The sequence below is a fragment of the Flagellimonas sp. genome, assembly GCF_965233845.1.
Taxonomy (GTDB): Bacteria; Bacteroidota; Bacteroidia; order Flavobacteriales; family Flavobacteriaceae; genus Flagellimonas.
Map to the genome: position 1 here is coordinate 1,257,925 of NZ_OZ247584.1, position 21,091 is coordinate 1,279,015.

Genomic DNA, 21,091 nt, shown 5'->3' on the forward strand with positions numbered 1-21,091 from the left:
CATAAGATTCAAGCTAATTTTTAAAATACATCATGAAAAAAAACATTGTTCTTTTTGGCCTTTTGTTCATTTGTGGGCTTGTCCATCCCGCTGATCTTAGCATTGGGGAATTTGGTCACAGGGCGGTTGGTGTACCCTCATATCAAGGCCAATTTTTGACCTCTATTGTCAAGGAAGACCAACTATACCTGGATATCCCGGACCGATTATTGGATACGCCAATTTTGTTTACCTGCCAAGACCGCATGCGGCGCAGCTATATGCAGGTGGTCTGGTCAAGGCACGGGGATAAAATACTCTTGAAAAGGCAGGCTGTGACATCAACGGCCGGGATCATCCTACCGCTCAAAAAAGGTATTGACCTTTTGGACAATGTACTGGCCATATTATCGATCGAAAGTGAACATACCGGACAGGGAAAAATTCGTGTAAATATCACCAAGCTCTTATTGTACCAGGACCTGGACTGGCCACAAAGGTTCGGGGTGTCCTTCGGAAACCCGGTACCACAATTGTCGGTGCTGCTCGGGGCCAGGAACATGGATGGGGAGGTGGTGATAAAGGCCCGAAGGGGCATGATCCAGAACAAGTCCAAGGTCTCCGTACCCATTTTCTATGGTTTCAGTACCCTGGGACCGCCAATGAAGGCCAGAAAGTTTGATTATCGTATGGGGTTCTATCCCGATGAAAAGATCGAGGCGAATTTGGGGCAGCAAAATGCTCTGGCCAACATCACCAAATGGCGTTTGGAAAAAAAACACAGGGACCAAAAGATGAGTGTGCCGATAAGGCCCATCACATTTTTGATCTCTCCCGATGTGCCCAAAAAATGGCGGCCTTATATCAAAGCTGGCATTGAGGAGTGGTTGCCCGCCTTTGAGTCGGCAGGTTTCAAGGATGCCCTGGTGGTCCAAGAGATGGACAGCTTGAATGAGTGGCAGGAACATAGCATCCACACCAATATGGTGTATTGGAACCCTATGAAATATTTAAGGGGGTCGGAATATGAGGACTATGGGGGCACAATCGGCCATATCATCGATTTGAGGACAGGGGAGATCCTGCGTGCCGATATCTTTATGGGTGCATCGGTTCGTACCGTAATGGAACGTTACTTCGTCCGTGCCGCCCCTTTGGATGCAAGGGCACATCAATTCCCCTTTCCCGACGAGCTCATCGGTCAGCTTTTCCAAGTGATAGCCGCTCATGAAGCGGGACATGTGTTCGGAATTATGGATGCCAATTTTGGAGAGTACTGCTACCCTTGGGACAAAATGGGCGATAGCACCTGGTTGCGGACCATGGGGCATACGCCCAGTGTCATGAACTATACCCGGTCTTCAAACATAGCACAGGTTGGTGACAGTGTTCCCCCATCCTTGTTGCTCCAACGGGTGGGCCCCACGGATAGGTACAATATCCAATGGGGGTATTCGGAATTTCCAGAAGGGACCTCACCGGACGATGAGAAAGAGGCGTTGGAGCGGATGGTCCGTTGGCAGGATTCGGTGCCTTGGTACAGGTTCAATAAGAATCAAATGGAGGTTATCGGTCCCGCCAGTTCCAACGAAGTGGTCGAGACCAATGACCCTGTCAGAAGCACGGAATTGGCCCTCAAAAATGTGGAACAGGTCATCGGATTGTTGCCGAAAGTGGTCAAGGATCAAAATGATGATGGCCGTTTGAAGCGGTTGTATGGCAAGACCATTGAACTTTGGAACAGCCATATGTTGCATGTGACGAGCTTGATTGGGGGCTATGATATCCAATATAAATCCTTGAACCAACAGGGTAACAAATATGATCCCATTCCTTGGAAGAAACAGATGGAGGCCCTTGACTTTATAATGACCCATGCCCTCTTTGCACCTAGATGGTTGGCTGAACCCAGTTTCCAATGGAGGACCGGTTATTCCACCTTTCCGGATAAAATACTGCAGTATCAACAGCAGTTGGTGGTTGGGATGCTAACCGCCCGAAGGCTGAAACGAATCGAATTCTTGGAGGCCAACCCCGGCCATATAGGATCGGTCAAGGATTATCTCGAACGCTTGCAGGCAGGACTTTTCAAGGAGCTTTGGGGGGATTTTGGCCATGTGACCCAAAGAAGACAGGAAATTCAATTGACCTACCTTGATACCGTGATATCGATCTTGGAACAGGAAAGAGCCATAGCCGACCATGAGTCCCGGTACTTCCACCACTCCGATTATTCCAAGGGGCTATTGATGCAACGATTGCTACGGTTGAAACAGGAAATTGAAAAGGTTGTGGAAAAAAACAAGGGAACCGGGATCCCCGGCCATTGGCAATTGTGCCTAAGGAAGATCAATTCGGCCCTATGAGGTATTGACGAAATTCCATGGAAATTGGACTGTTCCTTTTCCATGGGTCATTTGGGTTAGTGAAAAAGGTGCCTTTATGGAGGCACCTTTTGTTTAAGTTACGCTAAGACAAGTTTTAAGGCTTGCTCAACTGTGTTGCACTAAAACTTGGGGCATCGTACAATTGATAACCGATGTATTTACACTGGGTCCCCCCACCATCAAAACATGGATCCTCCACCATGGTGGATTGCCAATTTTGGTTCAAAGGCTTGTAGTAACCTAATTGGTCCACGGAAGTAGCTTCTGTGGCAAAGGCCAGGCCAACAGCCAAAAGGATGGCAAAGGCCGGTAGAGCGAGTTTTAAAAGATTTACTTTCATAGTATTATGAATTAAACATTGAATGCCTACTCTTTTTTAGGTTTTCGGCTTCCCCTGTCCCTACGTAGTGTTTTGGTGTTCGATAAAGGTGGTGCGTTTTCTGGACCAAAGTAGCCCCAATAGGGTCAGTAGCATAAAAGCACCATTGAACAGCATATGGTCCTTCCATCCTAGGGCCGAGATGACCCCACCACAGGTGCAGGGGATGGAATCACTGAAATTTAGGACCACCGCAATATATATTGTAAACACGCCCAACAATAACAGGCTTCCCCATAGCGCCATTCTCCGGTACTTTTCGAAAAGGAGCAGACCGGCAATGACCAGTTCCAAAAATGGGATAAGCCATGAAATCCAGATGGCGAAGGGAGCCAGGTAGGGCATGCGTCCCAATCGCAATTGAAAAAGGTCCAGGTGTATCAGTTTATTTGCCGCTGTGTAGGTGAAGAGGATGGCCAGTAATAGGCCGATCAACGTAACGGTTCGTGCATATATTCCCTCTCGTGTCATAACTTTTGTGTCGATATGACAAAGTTCGGGGGTGCGATTTATTTTAACGGGAGTTTTCCTTGTCCCAGACGGAGTAAGTGGGCTCTATCGGGAGGTTTCCCGTAATTCACTGGGGGAAACTCCGTACTTGTCCTTAAAGGCCCGTGAGAAATGCGCGGCACTCTTGAATCCCGTCATATGGGCAATCTGCTTAAGGGAAAGGTCGCTGTGTCGGATAAGCGTTCTGGTCTTTCGCAGGCGCTCTTGGATCAGGCAACGGAATATGGTGGTGCCGTAAAGCTGTTTGAAACCATATTTCAATTTGTACTCATTGGTGCCCATTTGAAGGGCAAGATCCTTCAAGTGGGGCAGGTCCTTTTCCAGGTTGTTGAGGATCATATCGTGAACATTCCTGATCATCTGGATGTCCTGTGGGCCCAAAATCACCTTGGGCTCTTTGATACCCTTGGTCACTTTGAGCGTTTTTTTGGGCCGTCCCGTTTCAAAGGGCTCCCCTTTGGAAAAGAAAACGGTGTTCAACAAGATTTTTTGGCCGGTCCCGTCGAGGGATCTGAGGACGGAGATATGGCAATCATTGGAAAGTAATAGACCCTGGTTGGTCATCAACTCCAAGTGCAGAACCGTTTCGGAACTTTCCCTTTTCAAAAGCTTGGCCAGCATTTTGGCCCATTTCTTTTTTGAGGTTTTGGTCATAAGTTCGGTGATGGACTTTCCAATGACGTCCTTTGGCAGGCAGGACAACAGCGAGCAAGAACCATTGGTGGCCATCTCAACAGTGCCATTGGCATCCATGAGCAGCGAAAGTTGTATGATACACTGTGGTGTATGGTGGGCATTGGCAAAACCTTGATGGACAAAGGAGGCCCTGATCTCCTCGTTGACCATATTGAGCATGACGACCAAAGAGGCAATGTTATCGTTCTTTTCCGAGGGTTCCAGGCTATGGAAGAAATTGCCCTTGGCCATTTCCAAGAGCATTTTATGAATGCGTTTTACCCTAAAGTCATCACTGTTCGGCATGGATTATCGGTTTCATGGTTTGTCGTTGTTGTGATCGTTGACTCCCAGGAAGGCCAGAGCCTCTGATTTATCGGTAAAGGAACGGGTCGGGACATTTACGGGATGGGTCTCCAAATAAACGGAACTGATGACATCCGTGATTGGAGGGTCTATCAAAAAGGCCAGTGCAGTAATCCACTGTGACCCTTCAATAGCAAGATAGTCCCTTGCAGGTTTATTGATGTTACGTACCTCTCGGATATCACAGAGTATGGGCATTTTCATTCCTTGTTGTAATTGCATCCGATCCCTGACGATGACCTCTGCGGCCTTTAGGTCGATATGGGGTACCTTCTTGTAAATGATATGTAACAGATCATCGGCCAACAAGTAAATGGCATAATTGTTCTCATGTGTTTTTCTCATCTTTTGAAAACTGGTAAGTAATTTCAATTTACAAAAATAGTATCAACAGGATTCCAGAGTGTATGTGATTGCTTGAACAAAAAGGAGTTTTACTTGTCTAAAACGGAATAAAGCTTGACTAAAACGGAGTAAAACGATTTACAGTTTTATATAATCGTACAAATGCCATTACTTTTTACGACAATTCAATCCAAACAAAATGGCAAAGATAAAGCACCACAATTTTTTGAACACCGTACATGAAGTATTTACAGATGCGAAAAATGCGGGAGTCCTGCATCTATATGCCGGGGGCAGCTCCTTTTCGGGCAGGACCATTCAGGTGGAGGGCAGAGAACTGTACCATTTCGGTACTACCGGCTATCTGGGCCTGGAACAGGATGAGCGGTTAAAGAAGGCGGCAATGAAAGCCATCGAAAGGTACGGTACCCAATTCCCATTGTCCAAATCCTATATCTCCAACCCCCTCTATGGGGAACTTGAGGAATCCATACGGAAAATGTACGGGCATCCTATTGTCATCACCAAGAACAGCACCCTTGGGCACATGGGGGTCATTCCCAGTGCCGTGGACGATGATGACGTGATCATCCTGGACCACCAGGTGCATTGGAGCGTTCAGAATGCCGCCAAGATGCTCAAGACCCGGAGCGTTCCCATCGAGATGATACGCCATAACCATTTGGATATGTTGGAGGAAAAGATCAAAAAGTACCGGGATTCGAAACGGCGCATCTGGTATATGGCCGATGGCATCTATTCCATGTACGGCGACTATGCCCCTGTCGAGGACTTGATGGCACTGGCCCAAAAATACCCACAGCTCCATTTTTACTTTGATGACGTCCATGGCATGAGTTGGGTGGGCAAAAATGGTACGGGCTATGTATTGGACAAGATGGGGGAACTTGCTGGGAACACGCTTTTGTTCGGAACCCTGAGCAAGACCTTTGGGGCCAGTGGAGCGGTATTGGCCTGTTCAAATCAAGCATTGTATGATAAGATCAAGACCTTTGGTGGCCCGCTCACCTTTTCGGCCCAATTGGAACCCGCCTCTGTGGCCGCCGCCATGGCCTCTGCCCGGATACATCTATCGCCCGAGATCTATACACTTCAAAAGGAATTGCGGGAGCGTATCGACCATTTCAATACCCATCTGTCCAATACGGAACTACCCTTGGTCGATCACAATGGATCCCCCGTTTTCTATATTGGCACGGGAATGCCCAAGACAGGGTATAATTTCGTGAACCGCTTGATGCGGGAGGGCTATTTTGTCAACCTAGGAATATTTCCCGCTGTACCTGTCAAGAACACGGGGGTTCGGATCACCATTTCAAGGCATAACCAACTAGAGGAAATAAAGGCATTGGTGGAGGCCATGGAACATCATTTCCCCAAAGCACTGGAAGAGACCCATACCAATGCCGATCGTGTGTTTCACGCCTTTAAATTGGAACCCCGTTCCGATACAAGAGAAAAGGTTTTTGATGGACCTAAAGTTGAAGTATCGGAATCGATCGAAAACGTGGACCGGGAGGAGTGGGACCGTTATTTGGGAGGGCAAGGGGTCTATGATTGGCACGGTCTGGAGTTTCTGGAGAAGGCCTTCCAGGGAAATGCCCGACCGGAACACAATTGGAGATTTCGCTACGTGGTGATAAGGGACAATAGCGGAGTTCCGATTTTAATGGCCTTTTTTTCACTGTCCCTATGGAAGGACGACATGCTGGCCGAAGCTAAGGTTTCACAGGTTATTGAAGAGGAGCGCCGTAACGACCCATACCATCTTTCATCAGAGGTTCTTTCCATGGGATGCCTGTTCACGGAAGGGACCCATATGTATTGCGACACCTCCCATGAATGGGTGGGACGGGCGCAGCATGCCCTCTTGGAATGGATTGAAGTCCAGGAACGTACCATGGGCGCCAAAATGACCGTGCTCCGGGATTTTCCCAAGGAGACCTCTTGGAACGATACCTTGTACGGCCATGGGTTCCTGAGGGTGCACATGCCCAGTTCCTGTACCGTTGAACTCAAAGGAATGGAATCCATCGAAACTTTTGTGGAGGGCCTTTCCACCAGGAACAGAAGGCATTTCAGGAAGGATATCCGACCCTATCTTGGACGCGTCCGTAAACAAGTGGTCCAAAAGCTTCTCCCTTCCCATTTGGTGCAGGTCAAAAAACTGTTCGGAGAGGTACAGGCCAGAAATTTGGGCCTGAACACTTTTTCCTTTCCCGATGCCCTTTTTGGACAGATGAACGAAGACCCCTTGTGGGAGTTCATAATGTTGAGCCACCTGGATGAAACGGATAGGGTAGTGGGTGTGATGTTCTGCTACAATAATACAGGTAAGGTCTATGTGCCAGCTTTTGTGGGCATGGACTATTCCGTATTGGAAGAGTTTGCAACCTATCGACAGTTGCTGTACAGGACCATCGAGCGTGCCATTGAACGTGGTTTTTCCAAAATTGATTTTGGGATGACCGCCGCCTTTGAAAAAAGAAAACTGGGGGCCACCGTCCGGGATAGATATGCCTATCTCCAGACCGATGACAATTTTATATTGGAACTGCTCGGGGTCATGGAGGGCCAGCATTGAGAGGTAGCCGCTATGAAATACCAAAAGCTGCTATCGGAATTTGAGGCGCATTTGGATGCCCTGGAAGGCGGGAACGGGGATGTGCTCTTCAAGGCGGAAAAGGGAATTGTGCTGGTAGAGAAGAGCATCCGAGAGCTCCAAAAGCAGATTACGCGAAAGAGCTTTGACACCCAAGAGGATGAGATCTATTTCTTCAAGCATGTCAAGCCACAGATATTCAGTAAATTGATATATTATGTGAGGCTATTCAACATCGAAAGCAAACGCCCCCGCGGTAAGAACCCTGCCCAGATCAAATACCTTGAGCAACAGATCGACAAGTTACAGACCTTTTTCAACGATAACCTTGAATTCTATAACTATTACCGACGTGGTGCCATGTCACTTGACCAACGGTATTTTGTCAGGGGCAACCGCGACCTGCGCCTGCCTCTTGAGTCCTTCCACTTTTTGATCGACGACCAATTCTCGACCTGTCAAGACGGGACCGTGGCAACAATTATGGCCTATGACATGCTCATCGTCTATTTGAGAAAGGAAGTGGATGACCTTAACAATTCCCTCGAACCCCAAAAGAACACACCTATGGAAAAACCCTCTAAATTATTCTGGACCGGGAGCAAGACGGACCTTATCGAACTGCTCTACGCACTCCATGCCAGCAGTTCCATTAACAGCGGAACGGCGGACATCAAGGAACTGGCCTCCCATTTTGAACATTTTTACAATGTGGACTTGGGAAACTACTACCATACCTTTATCGATATACGCTCACGCAAGGGGAGTAAGACCCGTTTTTTGGACAAGCTCATCGAAATGCTCCACCAACGGATGGAGTCCCTTGATGAGTAATCCCCATTTTTCCCAAGTTGGTACCAACTTGGGAATTGGGAATTTGTGCTGAGCTACATCCAGATCCATTGACTTTTTGATCTGTTTTATGGAACGCCCTGGCCCATTTCGGTCCAAAGGGCGGCAATTATTATGTGTAAAATAAAATATCCACCTTGGTACCTACTATGGATTTTTTTTCAAAAACCTTGCTGAGTTTTGTCCTTGAAAGTCAAATCTGTGGAAGGGCCACCAAATGAAATGAAAGTAATGCGGTGGTCCTTCTTTTAAAAATGCAAAACAATGGGAGCAACGATCATCACAACCGAAGACCTGAGGGAGTTCAAAATGGAACTGCTGGAGGACATCAAAGATCTATTACAGGACCAAAACGGGCAAACGAACAAAAAATGGCTGAAATCAAACGAAGTAAGGGAACTTCTGGGCATATCCCCCGGCACGCTCCAGAACCTTCGCATTAACGGTACGATTCCCTATACCAAAATTGGGGGAGTGCTCTATTACGAGTACAATGAGATCATGCAGGTTTTAGAAAGGAACAAGGTCCATAATAGACTTTAGGTCAGTTTGGAAAACATCAACTATATCAAGCACCTGAATGGGGTGTTCGGACAGTTCTCAAGGGACAGCCGTTTGAACCCTACCCATATCAGTCTGTATGTGGCCCTGTTCCAAATGTGGAACAACAATTTCTTTAAGGAGGAATTCTACATCAACCGTGAGGAGGTCATGACCTTTTCCAAGATAGGCTCCAAATCCACGTACCATCGCTGTATAAAGGAACTGAGCCATTGGAACTACATCCTTTATGCGCCTTCCCACAATCCCTTCAAAGGGAGCCGGATCAAGATGTTCGATTTTGGGACAAGCTCTGGACAAGTACTGTACCCAAGCCGTACCAAAAATGGGACAAGCAGTGGACAAGCACTGGTACCTATAATAAAACATATACAAACTTTGGAAAACACTAAAAACAATAATAAACCGGAGAATTTTAAAAATCCAGGTTTCCAAGAATTTGAAAACGGGAGAAAACAAACCATAGCTGTCCCATATCGGGACAACCTAAGGACTACTAAAGAGAAAGATTACAATGAACCCCTATGAGTTACCGAGCACCGCATATCATAGTTGAGGGAGCCGTCCAATATCCATTGGGGGAACTAAAGGGCAAGCAGGTGCTGTACGATTTTGAAAAGATGTTGACCTATCTGGATGCCAAGGGAAAACTTATGTTTGGCAAAAAATTCGAGATTTATCGGGAGGACAGGGAAATCATTTACAAACTCTGTTTGTACTTTATTCGGGACAAAGCTCGATGTTCCAGCTATGGCATTGACATCGACAAAGGGATATTGCTTTCCGGTCCCGTAGGCTGTGGGAAGACCAGTTTGATGAAACTAATGAAACATATGGTTCCCCATCGACGGCCATATGACGTTATTCCCTGTAGGAACATTGTTTTTGGCTTCAACCATGTTGGTTACAAGGTCATCGGGGATTATGGGAATTCCCAATCCTTTTGTTTTGACGACCTTGGGGTCGAACCTGTGGGCATCCATTTCGGAAAGGAATGCAATGTGATGGGAGAAATCCTTTTGTCCCGATATGATCTGTTTACAAGCCACAAACGGAAGACACATGCGACCACCAATCTCAATGCGCAGGAACTGGAAGAGCGTTACGGCAATCGTGTTCGATCCAGGATGAGGCAATTGTTTAACCTAATGGCTTTTGATGGAAACAGTAAGGATAAGAGAGCATAATATGGATAAACAAATGATTACCGTACCAGAATTGTTTCAAGCATGTCACTTGGGTCAATAAAAACACTTTTTTTCTGACCAAAAATCAAACATATTTTCAGCAGTAAAATCATAAAACTGACGTTTTTGAGAGTTGAGCAAATCAAAAGTTTTGGGGTTATCTACATAGACACTTCCATTTTACATACGATTTGAAACCAATTCAAATCAAACAGACATAACCTGACTTAAAATTTATTTTACAAACAAATACCTGATTGTCAGTTATTTAACGAGCATATTCTACTAATTTTCAAATATCAATAATCGTCTAACCCTTAAACGTTTACGATATGCGAAAATCTTTCTTTACGACCTTATTACTGCTTTTTACCTCAAGTGTCCTTTTGGCCCAGATAGGAGGGATAGAGGATTCTGTCAATGATATTTCGGATACTATCCGGGCCATCTTCCCAATTATTTTAGGGGTCATCTTTTTGGTAGGTTTCCTGTTCAATGCTGGACACTTCTTTGGGGAGAATGCCGACCTGAAAAAAGGGATAACCCGGGTTCTGGTCTTTGTCTTGATTGCAGGGGCCGTAGTGGGCATCTTTACCTATCTCATTGGAATCGTGGTCTGATGAAACGGTATAAAGTCTATCGAAACATCCGTATGCGGGCCACGATAATGGGCCTGCCAATTACCCTTTTTGCCCTGATGATGGTCTCCGTGGTATGCTCCCTTTTGCTTGTCATATTCACTTTTCAATTTGGTGTCATCGTGGGCCTACTGTTGTTCAATGCCCTTCTTTATGGGGCATTGAGCCAGTGGGTCAAAAGACCGTTTCAGATTACTGCCGGAAAGACTTTTCCCGATATAATCAGCAATAAACGCTTAAGTCCCTTGTCCTATGTCCAGCATTGATTTAAGTACATATCATCCCATACTGGACATTCAGAACCATGTTGTCTTTGCCAATAATGGCAATGTGGTACTCTGTTATGAAGTGGACCTCCCGGAGGTGTATTCCCTATCAGAGAAAGACTTTGAGGAAATACATGGTACTTGGTTCCAAGCCTTCCAGGCCCTGCCTACGAGCACGGTCATTCATAGACAGGATTGCTATCAACAGACCTACTTTTCCGGAGAGGGACTGCCCATGGAAACTTTTTTGGCCAATGCTACCCGGGATTATTTCAAGGGTAGGGGATACTTGACCCATCGTAGCCATATTTTTTTCGTACTTCCCTTGGACAAAACCTTGAACGCCTCCAAATATGTCAACCCGTTTCGAAGGATGGAAAAAGGATACCACCGGAAATTGGATGTGCAGGTGGCTGAGTTCATTACTGCAATCCATGACTCCGTGGGCTATATCAACAACTCCAAATGGGTTAGGGTAAGCCCAATGTCAGAGAAGGGTATCTTGGAGCATACCCACGATTATTTCAATGGGTTTAACCGGGATGTGGATACGGATATCCTTTTGAACACCAAAGGCATTGAAATCGGGGACCATCATATTGATGTGCTGGCCGTCAACAATGAACTGTGTTTTGGTGGTGAAGTGCAGAGCAGTAGGCCCAATAATCGATTTGGTTCAGATGATTTTGTTTTTCACCAAGGATTCCTGGACGGACTCGGATTGGATTTTAAGGAGAACCATATCGTCAACCATATCCTATACTTAGAGGATAACCTTAAATGGCGCAAGATCCTCGACAAGAAAATGGAAGAGCTTTCGAAGAGCTCCAATTTTGGGACACAGAACCGGGTTGTCCTTCAAAAGATCCAAAAGATTATGGACCAGATAAATTCGGACGAAGGGTCCCGTATGATCAGGGGACACTTGAACGTGGTGTTCTGGCATAAGGATAGGGAAGGGTTGAAACGAATGTCTTCTAGGATAAAGGCAGGATTCAAGGAATTGGACATACGGCCCTATGCACCCAGGGGTGAAGAGCGCAAAAACTATTTCTTAAATTCCCATCCCTGCCATGCCTCCCATTTTTCCAATGGAGATCTCTACGTCACCGATCTTAAGCATGCCCTATGCCTGACCATCAACAATACCAACTATCGTTCGGATATTGAAGGTATACTTTTCAATGATAGACAGTTCAATGTTCCTGTGACCAAGGATGTGTGGGATGTGGACAAAAAACGAATCAAGGCCCGTAACTTTGCCATTTTTGCACCAACGGGAGAGGGCAAATCTTTTTTGGCCAACAACATCCTACGGCAATACTTCGAGGCCGCCGTTCGGCTGGTCATCATTGACCTGGGAGGTTCCTATGCCAAGTTTGCCAAACTGTATCCAAATGATTCCGTAATCCTACGATATGAAGAAGGGAAAAACTTGGGCATCAATCCTTTTTACATTTCTGTGGACTCCGACCTGACCCCGGAGCGATTGGAGGACCTTGCTCAGTTCCTTATGGAGCTCATGGCCGAGGACAAGACGGACAAATCCAAACAGGTGGCCTTTAAGAAAGTTTTGTTGCATTATTATCAAAGGGTCAGGATCGGTCATTCCCTCACTTCCTTGTACCAATTTGTGGATGAGCGAAAAGATACTTTGGCTAAAGAGACCCAGATCCACGAGACCGATTTCAGCGTCTATGCCTTTTTGCACATTCTCTCGGAATATGTGGAAGGGGGACTGTACAGTTTTCTGTTCAATGAAGAAGCCGATCAGACCTATAAGATTGAGGACAAGCGCTTCATCGTCTTTGAATTGGACGAGGTACGTGACAACAAGGAGATCTTATCTGTGATGCTCAAACTGATCAAATCTGCCATCCAACGGACCATTTGGCGGAACCGTTCCGAGCGGGGCATCATCCTTTTCGATGAGTTTGCCAAACAGTTAAAGTTTCCCAATGTATTGGAAACCGTTGAATTTTATTACCAGGCCATCCGAAAACAGAACGGGGCCATTGGCATAGTGCTCCAATCCGTTAACCAATTACCAGAAAATGCCACTGCCGCCAGCATCTTGGAGAATACGCAGGTCATTTACAGCCTTCGGAATGAAAAGGGCTATGATGATTTGAAGAAAAGGCTCAACCTTTCCAATCATGACCAGAACCAACTCCGGTCCATACGAAACAATCTAACGGGAAAAAGGAAATACACCGAGATCTTTATAAAGATTGGGATGGAGGGCAATGTATTTCGCCTGGAGGTTCCCCCTGAGGTTTATGCCGCATACCTCACGGATGGTGTGGAGAACAATGAGATCATGGCATTGTATGGACAATTGGGATCTATGGAAGAAGCCATAAAGAAGTTTATCTATCAAAAGAAAATGGGAACATGAAAGCAAATAAGAAACAAATGACCACGAATGGAAATTTTCACTGGTATTCGTCCTGTCCTTTGTCATTTACCTGCCCGGACGTGCTACGGCCCAAGGGATGCCCGTGTATGACAATACGAACTTTATCAGTATGACCAAGTCCTTGCTGGAATCGGCCAAGCAGACCACGGAACTGTTGAAGACCGTGGAGTTTTTGAAGGAGCAGAAAGACAATATTGTGAAAGTCAACAATACCATCAAGCAATTGAAGGCGGTAAGGGAGCTGGCCCGGAACAATGAAATTCTGTTCCGTACGGTCCGGACCGATCTTAGAGGAATTTTGAATTCTCCCTATATCAGGGCAGGGGAAGTGGAACAGGTGACCCGTTCCTTTGAGCAGATCATGGACATGGCCATCGATGACCTGGATTTTGTGAACCAGGTCCTGTCAAGTGATTTCTTTAAAATGACCGATGCGGAACGCACGGCCATATTAATGGAAAAGAAAGTACGGTCCAGGGAAATGGTGGCCGAACTGGAGGTGAAGACCCGACGCTATCGGGAGATCATCTCCTTCCGTCGCATGCAGGAGCGTATCAATAACCGTGAAGCGAACTATTGATGGCAGGTTTCTTTTTGGGCATCGGATTGGAATATGTGGATGCGGTCTTCCAGACCATCAAGGACAGTGACTTTTCCCAATATACCATTTTGGGAATGAAGGCCTTGGCCGTGCTGTTCTTTTTGATCAATGTGCTGAAGAAATACAATGAGGGTATTGCCACCTCCGATGGGCATACCTGGGGATTGACCCCAACGGAACTGGCAAAGAATTTTTTGGTGGTGCTGTTGGTCATCTTTTCCACTGAATTGTTGGGGGTGTTCGATGGCATTTTGGTGGCCATTGAGGTCCAATACCGGGACACGGCTCCGGCACTCCTCCCATTACAGCTACAGGATGTCGATCTGGAGCGGGATGTGGGTGCCCTGGAAGCCGCCAAAAAGGCCATGGCCCTGTTGTACGAGGCCTTGGTCACCCCATTGTATGGATTGAAGGTGTTGGCCTTTATCATTGGGGTCATCCTTTGGTTGATGGACCTGTTCATCTATCCCTTGTTCTTGGCGGAACGGTACTTTCTGATGGGGGTCATGCAGGCCTTTTTTCCCTTGGTAATCAGTCTGGCCGTATTTGAGAAGTTCCGCTCCCTTGCCTATGACTACTTCAAACTATATGCAGGGGTATATATGTTGGTGCCGGCGTTTTTTTTGGTCAATGTGTTTGTCAATAACCTCTATACGGAGATCAGTACCAATTTCTGGGGAAACCTGTTCGGATTTGACTGGGGCAGTGAATTTTTTGCCCCGATCATTGAGCTGGGGACCATTGGCTTTATCGTTTTGCTCAAGTTCAAACTGTACCGACGTGCCACAAGTTTCACATTTCGATTGTTCACCGGATAATCTGCACTCTTATGAAAACACCCTTTAAAAGCATACAACAACAATTACGCCTGAACCGATGGTCAGTGCTTTCCGTGGTCATCGTTTCGGGGATGGTATGCTCGGTCGCCCTCGTATTGATGTACAAAGTGCATCGGGAAAGCTTGGAACATGCCTTTGTGGTCAATGGGGAAGGGGATGTCATCCCATTGGCCTGGGTGGACCGACGGAAGAACTTGGAGGTGGAGGCATTGGCCCATTTGGAATTGTTCCACAAATGCTTCTATGGGGTGGATGCGGGAAGTTATGAACGTAACATGGAAAAAGCCCTATGGTTGGGAAATGCATCCGTTACCGAGGTCTTCCAGCAAAAGAAGGCAGATGGGTTCTATAACCGATTGTTACAATATTCCCTGGTCCAAAAAGTGGAACGGATTGATTCCAAAATCGAACTGGAGGAAGAATCCATGGATTTCCGGACCTGTACTATCCTCAAGATCTATAGAGGTTCGGCTACGGATACCTATGAACTGATCACTACGGGTCGCCTTATTCTGGTCGATCGGAACTTCCCCCACAATCCACATGGATTGTTGGTCATTGATTTTTTTGAAAACTCACTTCGTAAAATGGATACTAATGAAGACACACAAAAATAAGATTGTATTTGTCCTGGTGATGGTCTGCACGGTACTGTTCATCACCGTATATGCGCTGGTCACTTTTGGAAAGGACAAGAAAACCGAATTGGACCCGGAGCGAATCCCAATGCCCGATTTGGATGGGAAAACCTTGGAATACGATTCTAAGATGGATGCCCTCGAGGCTATCAAGGAGGAACGGGAGACCACGACACCCCAGCTGTACCCGGATCATATGGTGGATGAGAAGGGGTACTTCAACCCAGATTATATGGAACATGAAAAGCACCGTATTATCGACAGTGTCTACCAATCCAAGAGTTTTATCAATGGTGTTCCCCAAATGGATACTGAGGAGGTCCCTACTTCAAAAGGTATTGAAACTGTAGGGAAAAAAGAAGATGTAAGAGAGCGAAAGAAATCCATATCCGCCCAAGCATTGGAGTTGGACCACCAACTCTTCTTCGCCTCCAAGCCAGTACTTTCCAAGGATGTTGGCATTGAGGAGAAAGTTAAGTTATTGGCCCATGTGGATGGGGACCAGACCCTCCGGGAAGGCCATCGATTGGCCATGCGGTTGGAAGAAAATACCCAACTCCATGGAGTAACCCTTTTAAGGGGTACCAGGATCTTTGGTTTTGTAAAGCTAAGGCCCAATCGGGTCATGGTAGAGATAGCACAAGTCGGGGATTTTCAAATGAAGCTATTGGTCCATGATCTTCAGGACGGGCAAGTGGGCATCTACATGGAGAACCACTTGAAGGGGGAAATCGTGCAAACCAGTGTGGATGAGACCCTTTCGGAGATGAACCTACCTGGTCTGCCACAGTTCGGGGGTATCAAACGGATCTTTCAACGGGACAGTCGGGCCATTAAAGTGCAGGTGTCTGATCAATATCAAATTGTTTTAAAGCCGAAGTTATGAAGGGAAATAAATGGGTACTATGTGCCGTAGCAATGGTTTGTTTGAATGTAGTGTGGGGCCAAAGGAACTTGGACACCATCTATGCCAATGAATCCAAGAACGTAGCTTTGTTCTTTCCAAGCCCTATTCTACGGGCGGTAACTGGCCATAAGAACTTTATTTTTTCCTATGATAGGGAGGAGGCGGGCTATTTTGGTTTGTTAAAGGGAGTGGAAAGTGTGGAAAGTAACCTGTTGGTAATCACGCTGGATGGCAATGCATATACTTATATTCTTAAATATGCCAAGGAACTTACCCGGTTAAACCATTTTGTGCGGGAAGGTGACTGTGTTGGGAATCTACGCCCTGCACAGGAATTGCAGGTGAAAGAGGATTCCATGGTTCTAAAGATGTCCCATTATGAAAGGTTCTGCACCCTGTTACTCGACAGAAAATCAAAAGCTATGGTTGCAACACGTAAAAAGGGCATCCTGCTTCAGTTGGAAGATATGGTCTATGATGCGAGGGAAGTGTACTTGGTCCTTGGGATACAGAACCGCTCGGGCATCGATTTTGAATTGGACCGTCTGGAAGTCTTTATGATCAATGGGAGCTCCAAACGAAGGGCATCCTATCAGGAGATTTCATTGGAGCCCAATCTTAAGTATGGTGTACCGAGCAAGGTCAAAGATGGTGAGATGGTACGTTTTGTATATGTCCTGCCCAAGTTTGTGCTCGGGGACAGGGAACGGTTGAAACTGGTAATCGAAGAACTCCACGGGAATAGGTGTCTGGAGTTGAGGAATTAGGTTTCTTGGCTGATGTTAAAATGGGGCCTAAAAGGCTATCTACTCATGGTGTTTTGGATTGAAGTATTTGGTAGTTAACGGATTTGTCCTTAAGGTTCGAATCTAGGGGAGTGGAAGTTGGTTCACCTATTTTTAAAGATATCTGGCCTACAAGCGGCAAGAATTCATCCCTTACTCTTACTTTGTTACAAGATTGTTTGGTTCATGAATTTTAAAGGACACATAACTTCCTATTTGGAGAATTGGAAGAGAGGCAAAGATAGAAAACCTTTAATACTTAGGGGAACGTTACTATTGATGTCTTCTTTCTAGGCTGTGAAGTGTATTTAAATAGTCAAATTTAGAATGGTTCTTCCTTTCAATTTCCCCTTTAACATTAAGTTGATCTTATCCTGTAAATCCGCAATTTTAATTTCAGTACAAGTATGATCTAATTGTTCTGGTTTCCATTCCAGCGATAGTTTATTCCATACCACTTCCCTGTAATTCATTGAACAATTTTGAGAATCTATTCCAATAAGTGTTATACCTCTTAAAATAAAAGGATAAACTGTCAAATCAATTTTTGGAGAGGCGACATTGCCGCAACAGGTGACAACCCCCATGGAATTAGTGGATTTAATTATATTTTCAAGAATAACACCTCCAACAGTATCAATTGCCCCTGAGAATAACGGTTTCAATAATGGTTTTTTATTAAAATTCTCCACATCGCCTCGAAAAATGACTTCCTTTGCCCCAAGGGTTTCTAAATACTCTTTTTCCGACTCTTTCCCAGTAATCGCAACAACGAAATATCCCAATTTGTTTAATATGGAAACACTCAATGCTCCAACCCCACCAGTTGCACCTGAAACCACTATTTTCCCATCATCTGGTTTAAGCAATTCCGTTAGTCTTAGAATCGACATTCCCGCAGTTAGTCCAGCGGTCCCATATATCATTGCTTCTTTCATGCTTAATTCCTCGGGAAGCTTAACTGCCCATTCTGCAGGGACTTGAATATATTCAGCAAAACCTCCGTCAGTATCCATTCCTAAATCATAACTGGTTACAATAACATTTTCTCCAGTTTTAAATAGATCACTGTTCGATTGTTCTATTTTTCCCACGGCATCTATGCCCGGTGTGTGAGGATAGTTTCTTGTCACCCCTTTGTTCCCAGAAGCTGATAAGGCGTCCTTATAATTCAATGAGCTATAGTGTACTTTCACTAAAATGTCATTACTTTTTAAAGGGTTGAATTTCATTTCTTTAATTGAACCTATATAATTACCGCACTTTTCTTCAACCCGAAACGCCTTAAATGTAGAATAATTCTGTTGCATCACTTATCTGTATATTTCGCTTATTTTTGCGTAAAAGTCGGAATAAATACTTTGTTTGTCAACAACTTACAAAAGGTGCGCTAACGAACATTTTGTGCTGTTTTTAGAGTTTTCAAGGCTTTGAAGAAATAAAAAAAATGAAAAAAAATTACTGTCCGATTGACACATTCATAAACTCAATTAAAGGAAAACGAAAGGGAACCATCATTCTACACCTTAACCAAGGCGATAAAAGGTATAGTGAATTAGTTAAACTATTACCGGATATCAGTGAGCGAATGCTTACAAAGCAGCTTAAGGAATTGGAGTCAGACAGATTAATCAAGCGAACTGTTTTTTCTGAAGTTCCTCCACGAGTTGAATATAGTTTGACGGCACTGGGGAAAGAAATTTATCCTATCCTTAAAGGAATGTTCAAAGGTGGTGTGCTCTTTGAAAAATCTAAAAAGTGAATGCCATACAATTATGAATAGCAATGGTCAACTTTATCTGGTAATTATAGTATAGATACCCGAAAAATTAGGGCGGTAAGTTTTTAGTAAGTACAGACTAAACATAAAACCTTCTTAGGTTGTTTAAGCAATCTAGAAACAAGAAATTAATCATACCCAGTGTTATGGTAAGTAATTTAAATCACTACATTCCAAAAAATCCAAGACTGGCTGTATGCTTTTTTGCCAATCTTCTTCCATAGGAACATGACCAAGATTTTTTAATACCACAATAGTGTCATTTGGTAGATCCCTATGGAAATTATAAGCTATTTCTACAGGAATAAGCTGATCATTCTCTCCCCATAGTACAAGGGTACGTTGTTTAATGTCAGGAATTTTTTGATAGGATACCGTATCATATGATACTGCAAATCTGTCAATAAACGCCTGCCTGTTTCCTGCCCTAAGTGTCAATTTGTAATAGCGGTTCACCAATTCATCCGTAAATTTTGATTGATCTGCATAAACGTTCTCAACATTATTTCTTTACAATAAATCGAGGTGTAATAAAAGTGGGCACTTTATGGATAACCGGGATTCTTACCAGTCTAAATACAAGAGGTTTGCTCTTGGATTTAGTCGGATGGCCGGAAGCGTCAATAAGGATTAGTTTATCAACCATATTTGGATTTTGTAATGTAAAATCCCAAGCGATTCTTCCACCTAGTGAATTTCCGGCGAGGATACACCATGGAACGTTATGAAAAGAAATTCTTCTCCTGGCAAGCTTACTTGGAAGAACAAAGCAATGTCGTCTTACCAATGATCCGAGATAAGGGAGGGTTGCACAGAGACTAAACCAACCTATGTTCTTATCCGCCAACTTATATAGACTATGACCAATTGAATGATAATCTTCGGCCGCGGTTTCTTCCAACAATGCAGGTACGGTTGTCTGAGAAGCAACTCTGAACTCACTCATTTCGAAATACCTTCCTTAATTCGAAAGATTTGTCAAAATAGTTTTTAAACAGTTACGTTCTCGGGTAGTTTTTTCTTGAAAGTCTGTTGGCCCCGCGTTTTGCCTTTAAATCTTCGATTTTGGCATTGATTTTCACCTTTTCTTCATCGGTAGCTTTTATCAGCTTTTCCGCTAGTCTTCGATTTCCACTTCCAACTCTTCTATTTGTTCCTCGATAAAACCGTCATATTCGACATCTGCCTCGCTTCTGTCGATTTCAACAGCAAGAGGTATCAAATACTTATCGATGAACACAGGGCTGTCCTCGACAACTTCGACGACGATGGTTATTTCGCCGATTTTCATTTTGTTGTTGACCTTGGTTATAAAATCGTTTTTTTAATTATAGTTACCAATGACAAATATTGCACTTATTGCGGTCCCGAGTATAGACAGATTGCCAAGCCTATCGGGCCTGCCAGAGCACCAACAAGGCCTCCTAGGGTCATAGTGGTAAGGGTTCTCCAACCTTCATTCGTGGTTTCAATCAAGACCGCATAATGATCATTCTCTTTTTTCCGGATTATCATATACTCATATAAAGTGATGTAACCGGAAGAATTCAGTTTTTTTATTTTGTGCAAAGCTTCTATAGCTTTGGTTTCTTCAGAAAAAGAAACTACGATGATGTTTGCCATTTTCTTGTTCTTAGATGTTGTTATTGTTTTATACAATATGGATTACTTGACAAACGTAGCTATGGGGTTAGGTGGAACTCGTGACCTAGGTCAAACTAATCGGAAAATAGTTGAAAGAAAAGATTTTGTAACAAAGAGAGATTAAAAATCCTACTCAAGGATGCTTATTGGGTAGAAATTCCCCTGAGACTGTTGACGATCATATAATCTATGAGTTGTTTTTTAGTGTATCGGTCAAAGAGATAATTTGGACCTAGTAGCCTGTGGTGCAATCCTTGCAGGTGCAGATGGCAAAAAAGCTCCAAATCAACCTCAGATTGTATGCTACCATCTTGCCTTGCTTTTTTTAACAACGGTATTACAGTAGCGGAAACGAACTCGTGCCTAAAATCATTATAAATGACGAGTGCTTCGGGATAGTATTTTTTAAGCTCACACAAAAAAGGAGGGCTAAACCTCTGAAGGTAGTCGAACACTGTATCGTAAAGCAGAACAATAGTTTTTAGCGGTTTCCTTTCCATCTCAAGAATTTGGTCCGCATCCTTGCGAAAGGAAGCGATCAAAGCTTCAATGCTAGTATTGACCAATTCCTTTTTCGAAGGAAAGTGCTTATAAATCGACTTTTTTGATATGCCGAGCATGGTGGCCAATTCATCCAAGGTCACTTGTTTGCTGCCTAGTAAAAGAAATTTCTCAATAGCCTTTTCAACGATTTGGTTTTTATCGATCAT

At 44.5% G+C, this 21,091-nt stretch carries 24 protein-coding genes; 15 read left to right on the top strand and 9 right to left on the bottom strand.

Features of this window, described 5'->3' with window-relative positions:
- Positions 1 to 32: 32 nt before the first annotated feature.
- Positions 33 to 2,345 carry a zinc-dependent metalloprotease gene (locus ACO6S0_RS05585; RefSeq protein WP_422351011.1) on the top strand — a complete coding sequence of 771 codons (2,313 nt, stop codon included), beginning with the start codon at positions 33 to 35 and terminating at the stop codon, positions 2,343 to 2,345.
- A 115-nt stretch (positions 2,346 to 2,460) separates the two neighbouring features.
- Here ACO6S0_RS05585 and ACO6S0_RS05590 read toward each other — a convergent pair whose 3' ends face one another.
- The 4 genes from ACO6S0_RS05590 to ACO6S0_RS05605 form a co-directional block, all read right to left on the bottom strand.
- Positions 2,461 to 2,706, bottom strand: coding sequence for a DUF6520 family protein (locus tag ACO6S0_RS05590; RefSeq protein WP_422351012.1), 246 nt, complete (start codon positions 2,704 to 2,706; stop codon positions 2,461 to 2,463).
- Between the two features lie 60 nt (positions 2,707 to 2,766).
- Complete coding sequence (locus tag ACO6S0_RS05595; RefSeq protein WP_422351013.1) at positions 2,767 to 3,216, bottom strand: MauE/DoxX family redox-associated membrane protein; 450 nt, start codon at positions 3,214 to 3,216, stop codon at positions 2,767 to 2,769.
- Positions 3,217 to 3,300: 84 nt separating this feature from the next.
- Positions 3,301 to 4,236: a helix-turn-helix domain-containing protein gene (locus ACO6S0_RS05600; protein WP_422351014.1), complete on the bottom strand. Its 936-nt coding sequence runs from the start codon at positions 4,234 to 4,236 to the stop codon at positions 3,301 to 3,303.
- A 12-nt stretch (positions 4,237 to 4,248) separates the two neighbouring features.
- On the bottom strand, positions 4,249 to 4,641 hold the full coding sequence (locus tag ACO6S0_RS05605; protein ID WP_422351015.1) for a hypothetical protein: 393 nt from the start codon (positions 4,639 to 4,641) through the stop codon (positions 4,249 to 4,251).
- Positions 4,642 to 4,840: 199 nt separating this feature from the next.
- Here ACO6S0_RS05605 and ACO6S0_RS05610 point away from each other — a divergent pair, with 199 nt between their 5' ends.
- The 13 genes from ACO6S0_RS05610 (at position 4,841) to ACO6S0_RS05670 (ending at position 16,939) form a co-directional block, all read left to right on the top strand.
- The gene (locus ACO6S0_RS05610; protein ID WP_422351016.1) at positions 4,841 to 7,246 is read left to right on the top strand and encodes an aminotransferase class I/II-fold pyridoxal phosphate-dependent enzyme; all 2,406 of its coding nucleotides are present in this window, start codon (positions 4,841 to 4,843) and stop codon (positions 7,244 to 7,246) included.
- Between the two features lie 12 nt (positions 7,247 to 7,258).
- Positions 7,259 to 8,098, top strand: coding sequence for an RteC domain-containing protein (locus ACO6S0_RS05615; protein ID WP_422351017.1), 840 nt, complete (start codon positions 7,259 to 7,261; stop codon positions 8,096 to 8,098).
- A gap of 282 nt (positions 8,099 to 8,380) precedes the next feature.
- Positions 8,381 to 8,659, top strand: coding sequence for a helix-turn-helix domain-containing protein (locus tag ACO6S0_RS05620; protein ID WP_422351018.1), 279 nt, complete (start codon positions 8,381 to 8,383; stop codon positions 8,657 to 8,659).
- Positions 8,660 to 8,665: 6 nt separating this feature from the next.
- Entirely contained in the window at positions 8,666 to 9,205 is a 540-nt protein-coding gene (locus ACO6S0_RS05625; RefSeq protein WP_422351019.1) for a hypothetical protein, read from the top strand.
- The gene (locus tag ACO6S0_RS05630; protein WP_422351020.1) at positions 9,202 to 9,864 is read left to right on the top strand and encodes an ATPase; all 663 of its coding nucleotides are present in this window, start codon (positions 9,202 to 9,204) and stop codon (positions 9,862 to 9,864) included. The genes ACO6S0_RS05625 and ACO6S0_RS05630 overlap by 4 nt, the downstream gene beginning before the upstream one ends.
- A gap of 332 nt (positions 9,865 to 10,196) precedes the next feature.
- A complete protein-coding gene (locus tag ACO6S0_RS05635; RefSeq protein ID WP_422351021.1) occupies positions 10,197 to 10,484 on the top strand; it encodes a hypothetical protein in 288 nt (95 codons plus the stop codon).
- On the top strand, positions 10,484 to 10,768 hold the full coding sequence (locus tag ACO6S0_RS05640; protein WP_422351022.1) for a hypothetical protein: 285 nt from the start codon (positions 10,484 to 10,486) through the stop codon (positions 10,766 to 10,768). Before ACO6S0_RS05635 ends, ACO6S0_RS05640 begins: the two co-directional genes overlap by 1 nt.
- The gene (locus ACO6S0_RS05645; protein ID WP_422351023.1) at positions 10,755 to 13,166 is read left to right on the top strand and encodes a TraG family conjugative transposon ATPase; all 2,412 of its coding nucleotides are present in this window, start codon (positions 10,755 to 10,757) and stop codon (positions 13,164 to 13,166) included. Before ACO6S0_RS05640 ends, ACO6S0_RS05645 begins: the two co-directional genes overlap by 14 nt.
- 130 nt (positions 13,167 to 13,296) lie before the next feature.
- Positions 13,297 to 13,767, top strand: a complete 471-nt coding sequence (locus tag ACO6S0_RS05650; protein WP_422351024.1) for a conjugal transfer protein — start codon at positions 13,297 to 13,299, stop codon at positions 13,765 to 13,767.
- A complete protein-coding gene (locus ACO6S0_RS05655) occupies positions 13,767 to 14,606 on the top strand; it encodes a hypothetical protein (RefSeq protein ID WP_422351025.1) in 840 nt (279 codons plus the stop codon). The genes ACO6S0_RS05650 and ACO6S0_RS05655 overlap by 1 nt, the downstream gene beginning before the upstream one ends.
- An 11-nt stretch (positions 14,607 to 14,617) precedes the next feature.
- A complete protein-coding gene (locus tag ACO6S0_RS05660) occupies positions 14,618 to 15,244 on the top strand; it encodes a conjugal transfer protein TraK (protein WP_422351026.1) in 627 nt (208 codons plus the stop codon).
- Entirely contained in the window at positions 15,225 to 16,151 is a 927-nt protein-coding gene (traM, locus tag ACO6S0_RS05665; protein WP_422351027.1) for a conjugative transposon protein TraM, read from the top strand. The genes ACO6S0_RS05660 and traM overlap by 20 nt, the downstream gene beginning before the upstream one ends.
- Entirely contained in the window at positions 16,148 to 16,939 is a 792-nt protein-coding gene (locus ACO6S0_RS05670) for a DUF4138 domain-containing protein (RefSeq protein ID WP_422351028.1), read from the top strand. The genes traM and ACO6S0_RS05670 overlap by 4 nt, the downstream gene beginning before the upstream one ends.
- A 326-nt stretch (positions 16,940 to 17,265) precedes the next feature.
- On the opposite strand, the gene ACO6S0_RS05675 is transcribed toward ACO6S0_RS05670, so the two are convergent.
- The gene (locus ACO6S0_RS05675; RefSeq protein ID WP_422351029.1) at positions 17,266 to 18,267 is read right to left on the bottom strand and encodes a YhdH/YhfP family quinone oxidoreductase; all 1,002 of its coding nucleotides are present in this window, start codon (positions 18,265 to 18,267) and stop codon (positions 17,266 to 17,268) included.
- A gap of 137 nt (positions 18,268 to 18,404) precedes the next feature.
- Here ACO6S0_RS05675 and ACO6S0_RS05680 point away from each other — a divergent pair, with 137 nt between their 5' ends.
- Entirely contained in the window at positions 18,405 to 18,719 is a 315-nt protein-coding gene (locus ACO6S0_RS05680) for a winged helix-turn-helix transcriptional regulator (protein ID WP_422351030.1), read from the top strand.
- Between the two features lie 162 nt (positions 18,720 to 18,881).
- On the opposite strand, the gene ACO6S0_RS05685 is transcribed toward ACO6S0_RS05680, so the two are convergent.
- The 4 genes from ACO6S0_RS05685 to ACO6S0_RS05700 all read right to left on the bottom strand — a co-directional run bounded on the left by ACO6S0_RS05685 (position 18,882) and on the right by ACO6S0_RS05700 (position 21,091).
- Positions 18,882 to 19,193 (bottom strand): alpha/beta fold hydrolase, encoded by a 312-nt coding sequence (locus ACO6S0_RS05685; protein ID WP_422351031.1) that lies wholly within the window; start codon positions 19,191 to 19,193, stop codon positions 18,882 to 18,884.
- 661 nt (positions 19,194 to 19,854) lie between these two features.
- A complete protein-coding gene (locus ACO6S0_RS05690) occupies positions 19,855 to 20,028 on the bottom strand; it encodes a hypothetical protein (protein WP_422351032.1) in 174 nt (57 codons plus the stop codon).
- A gap of 65 nt (positions 20,029 to 20,093) precedes the next feature.
- Positions 20,094 to 20,360, bottom strand: a complete 267-nt coding sequence (locus ACO6S0_RS05695) for a hypothetical protein (protein WP_422351033.1) — start codon at positions 20,358 to 20,360, stop codon at positions 20,094 to 20,096.
- Positions 20,361 to 20,524: 164 nt separating this feature from the next.
- On the bottom strand, positions 20,525 to 21,091 hold the full coding sequence (locus ACO6S0_RS05700) for a TetR/AcrR family transcriptional regulator (protein WP_422351034.1): 567 nt from the start codon (positions 21,089 to 21,091) through the stop codon (positions 20,525 to 20,527).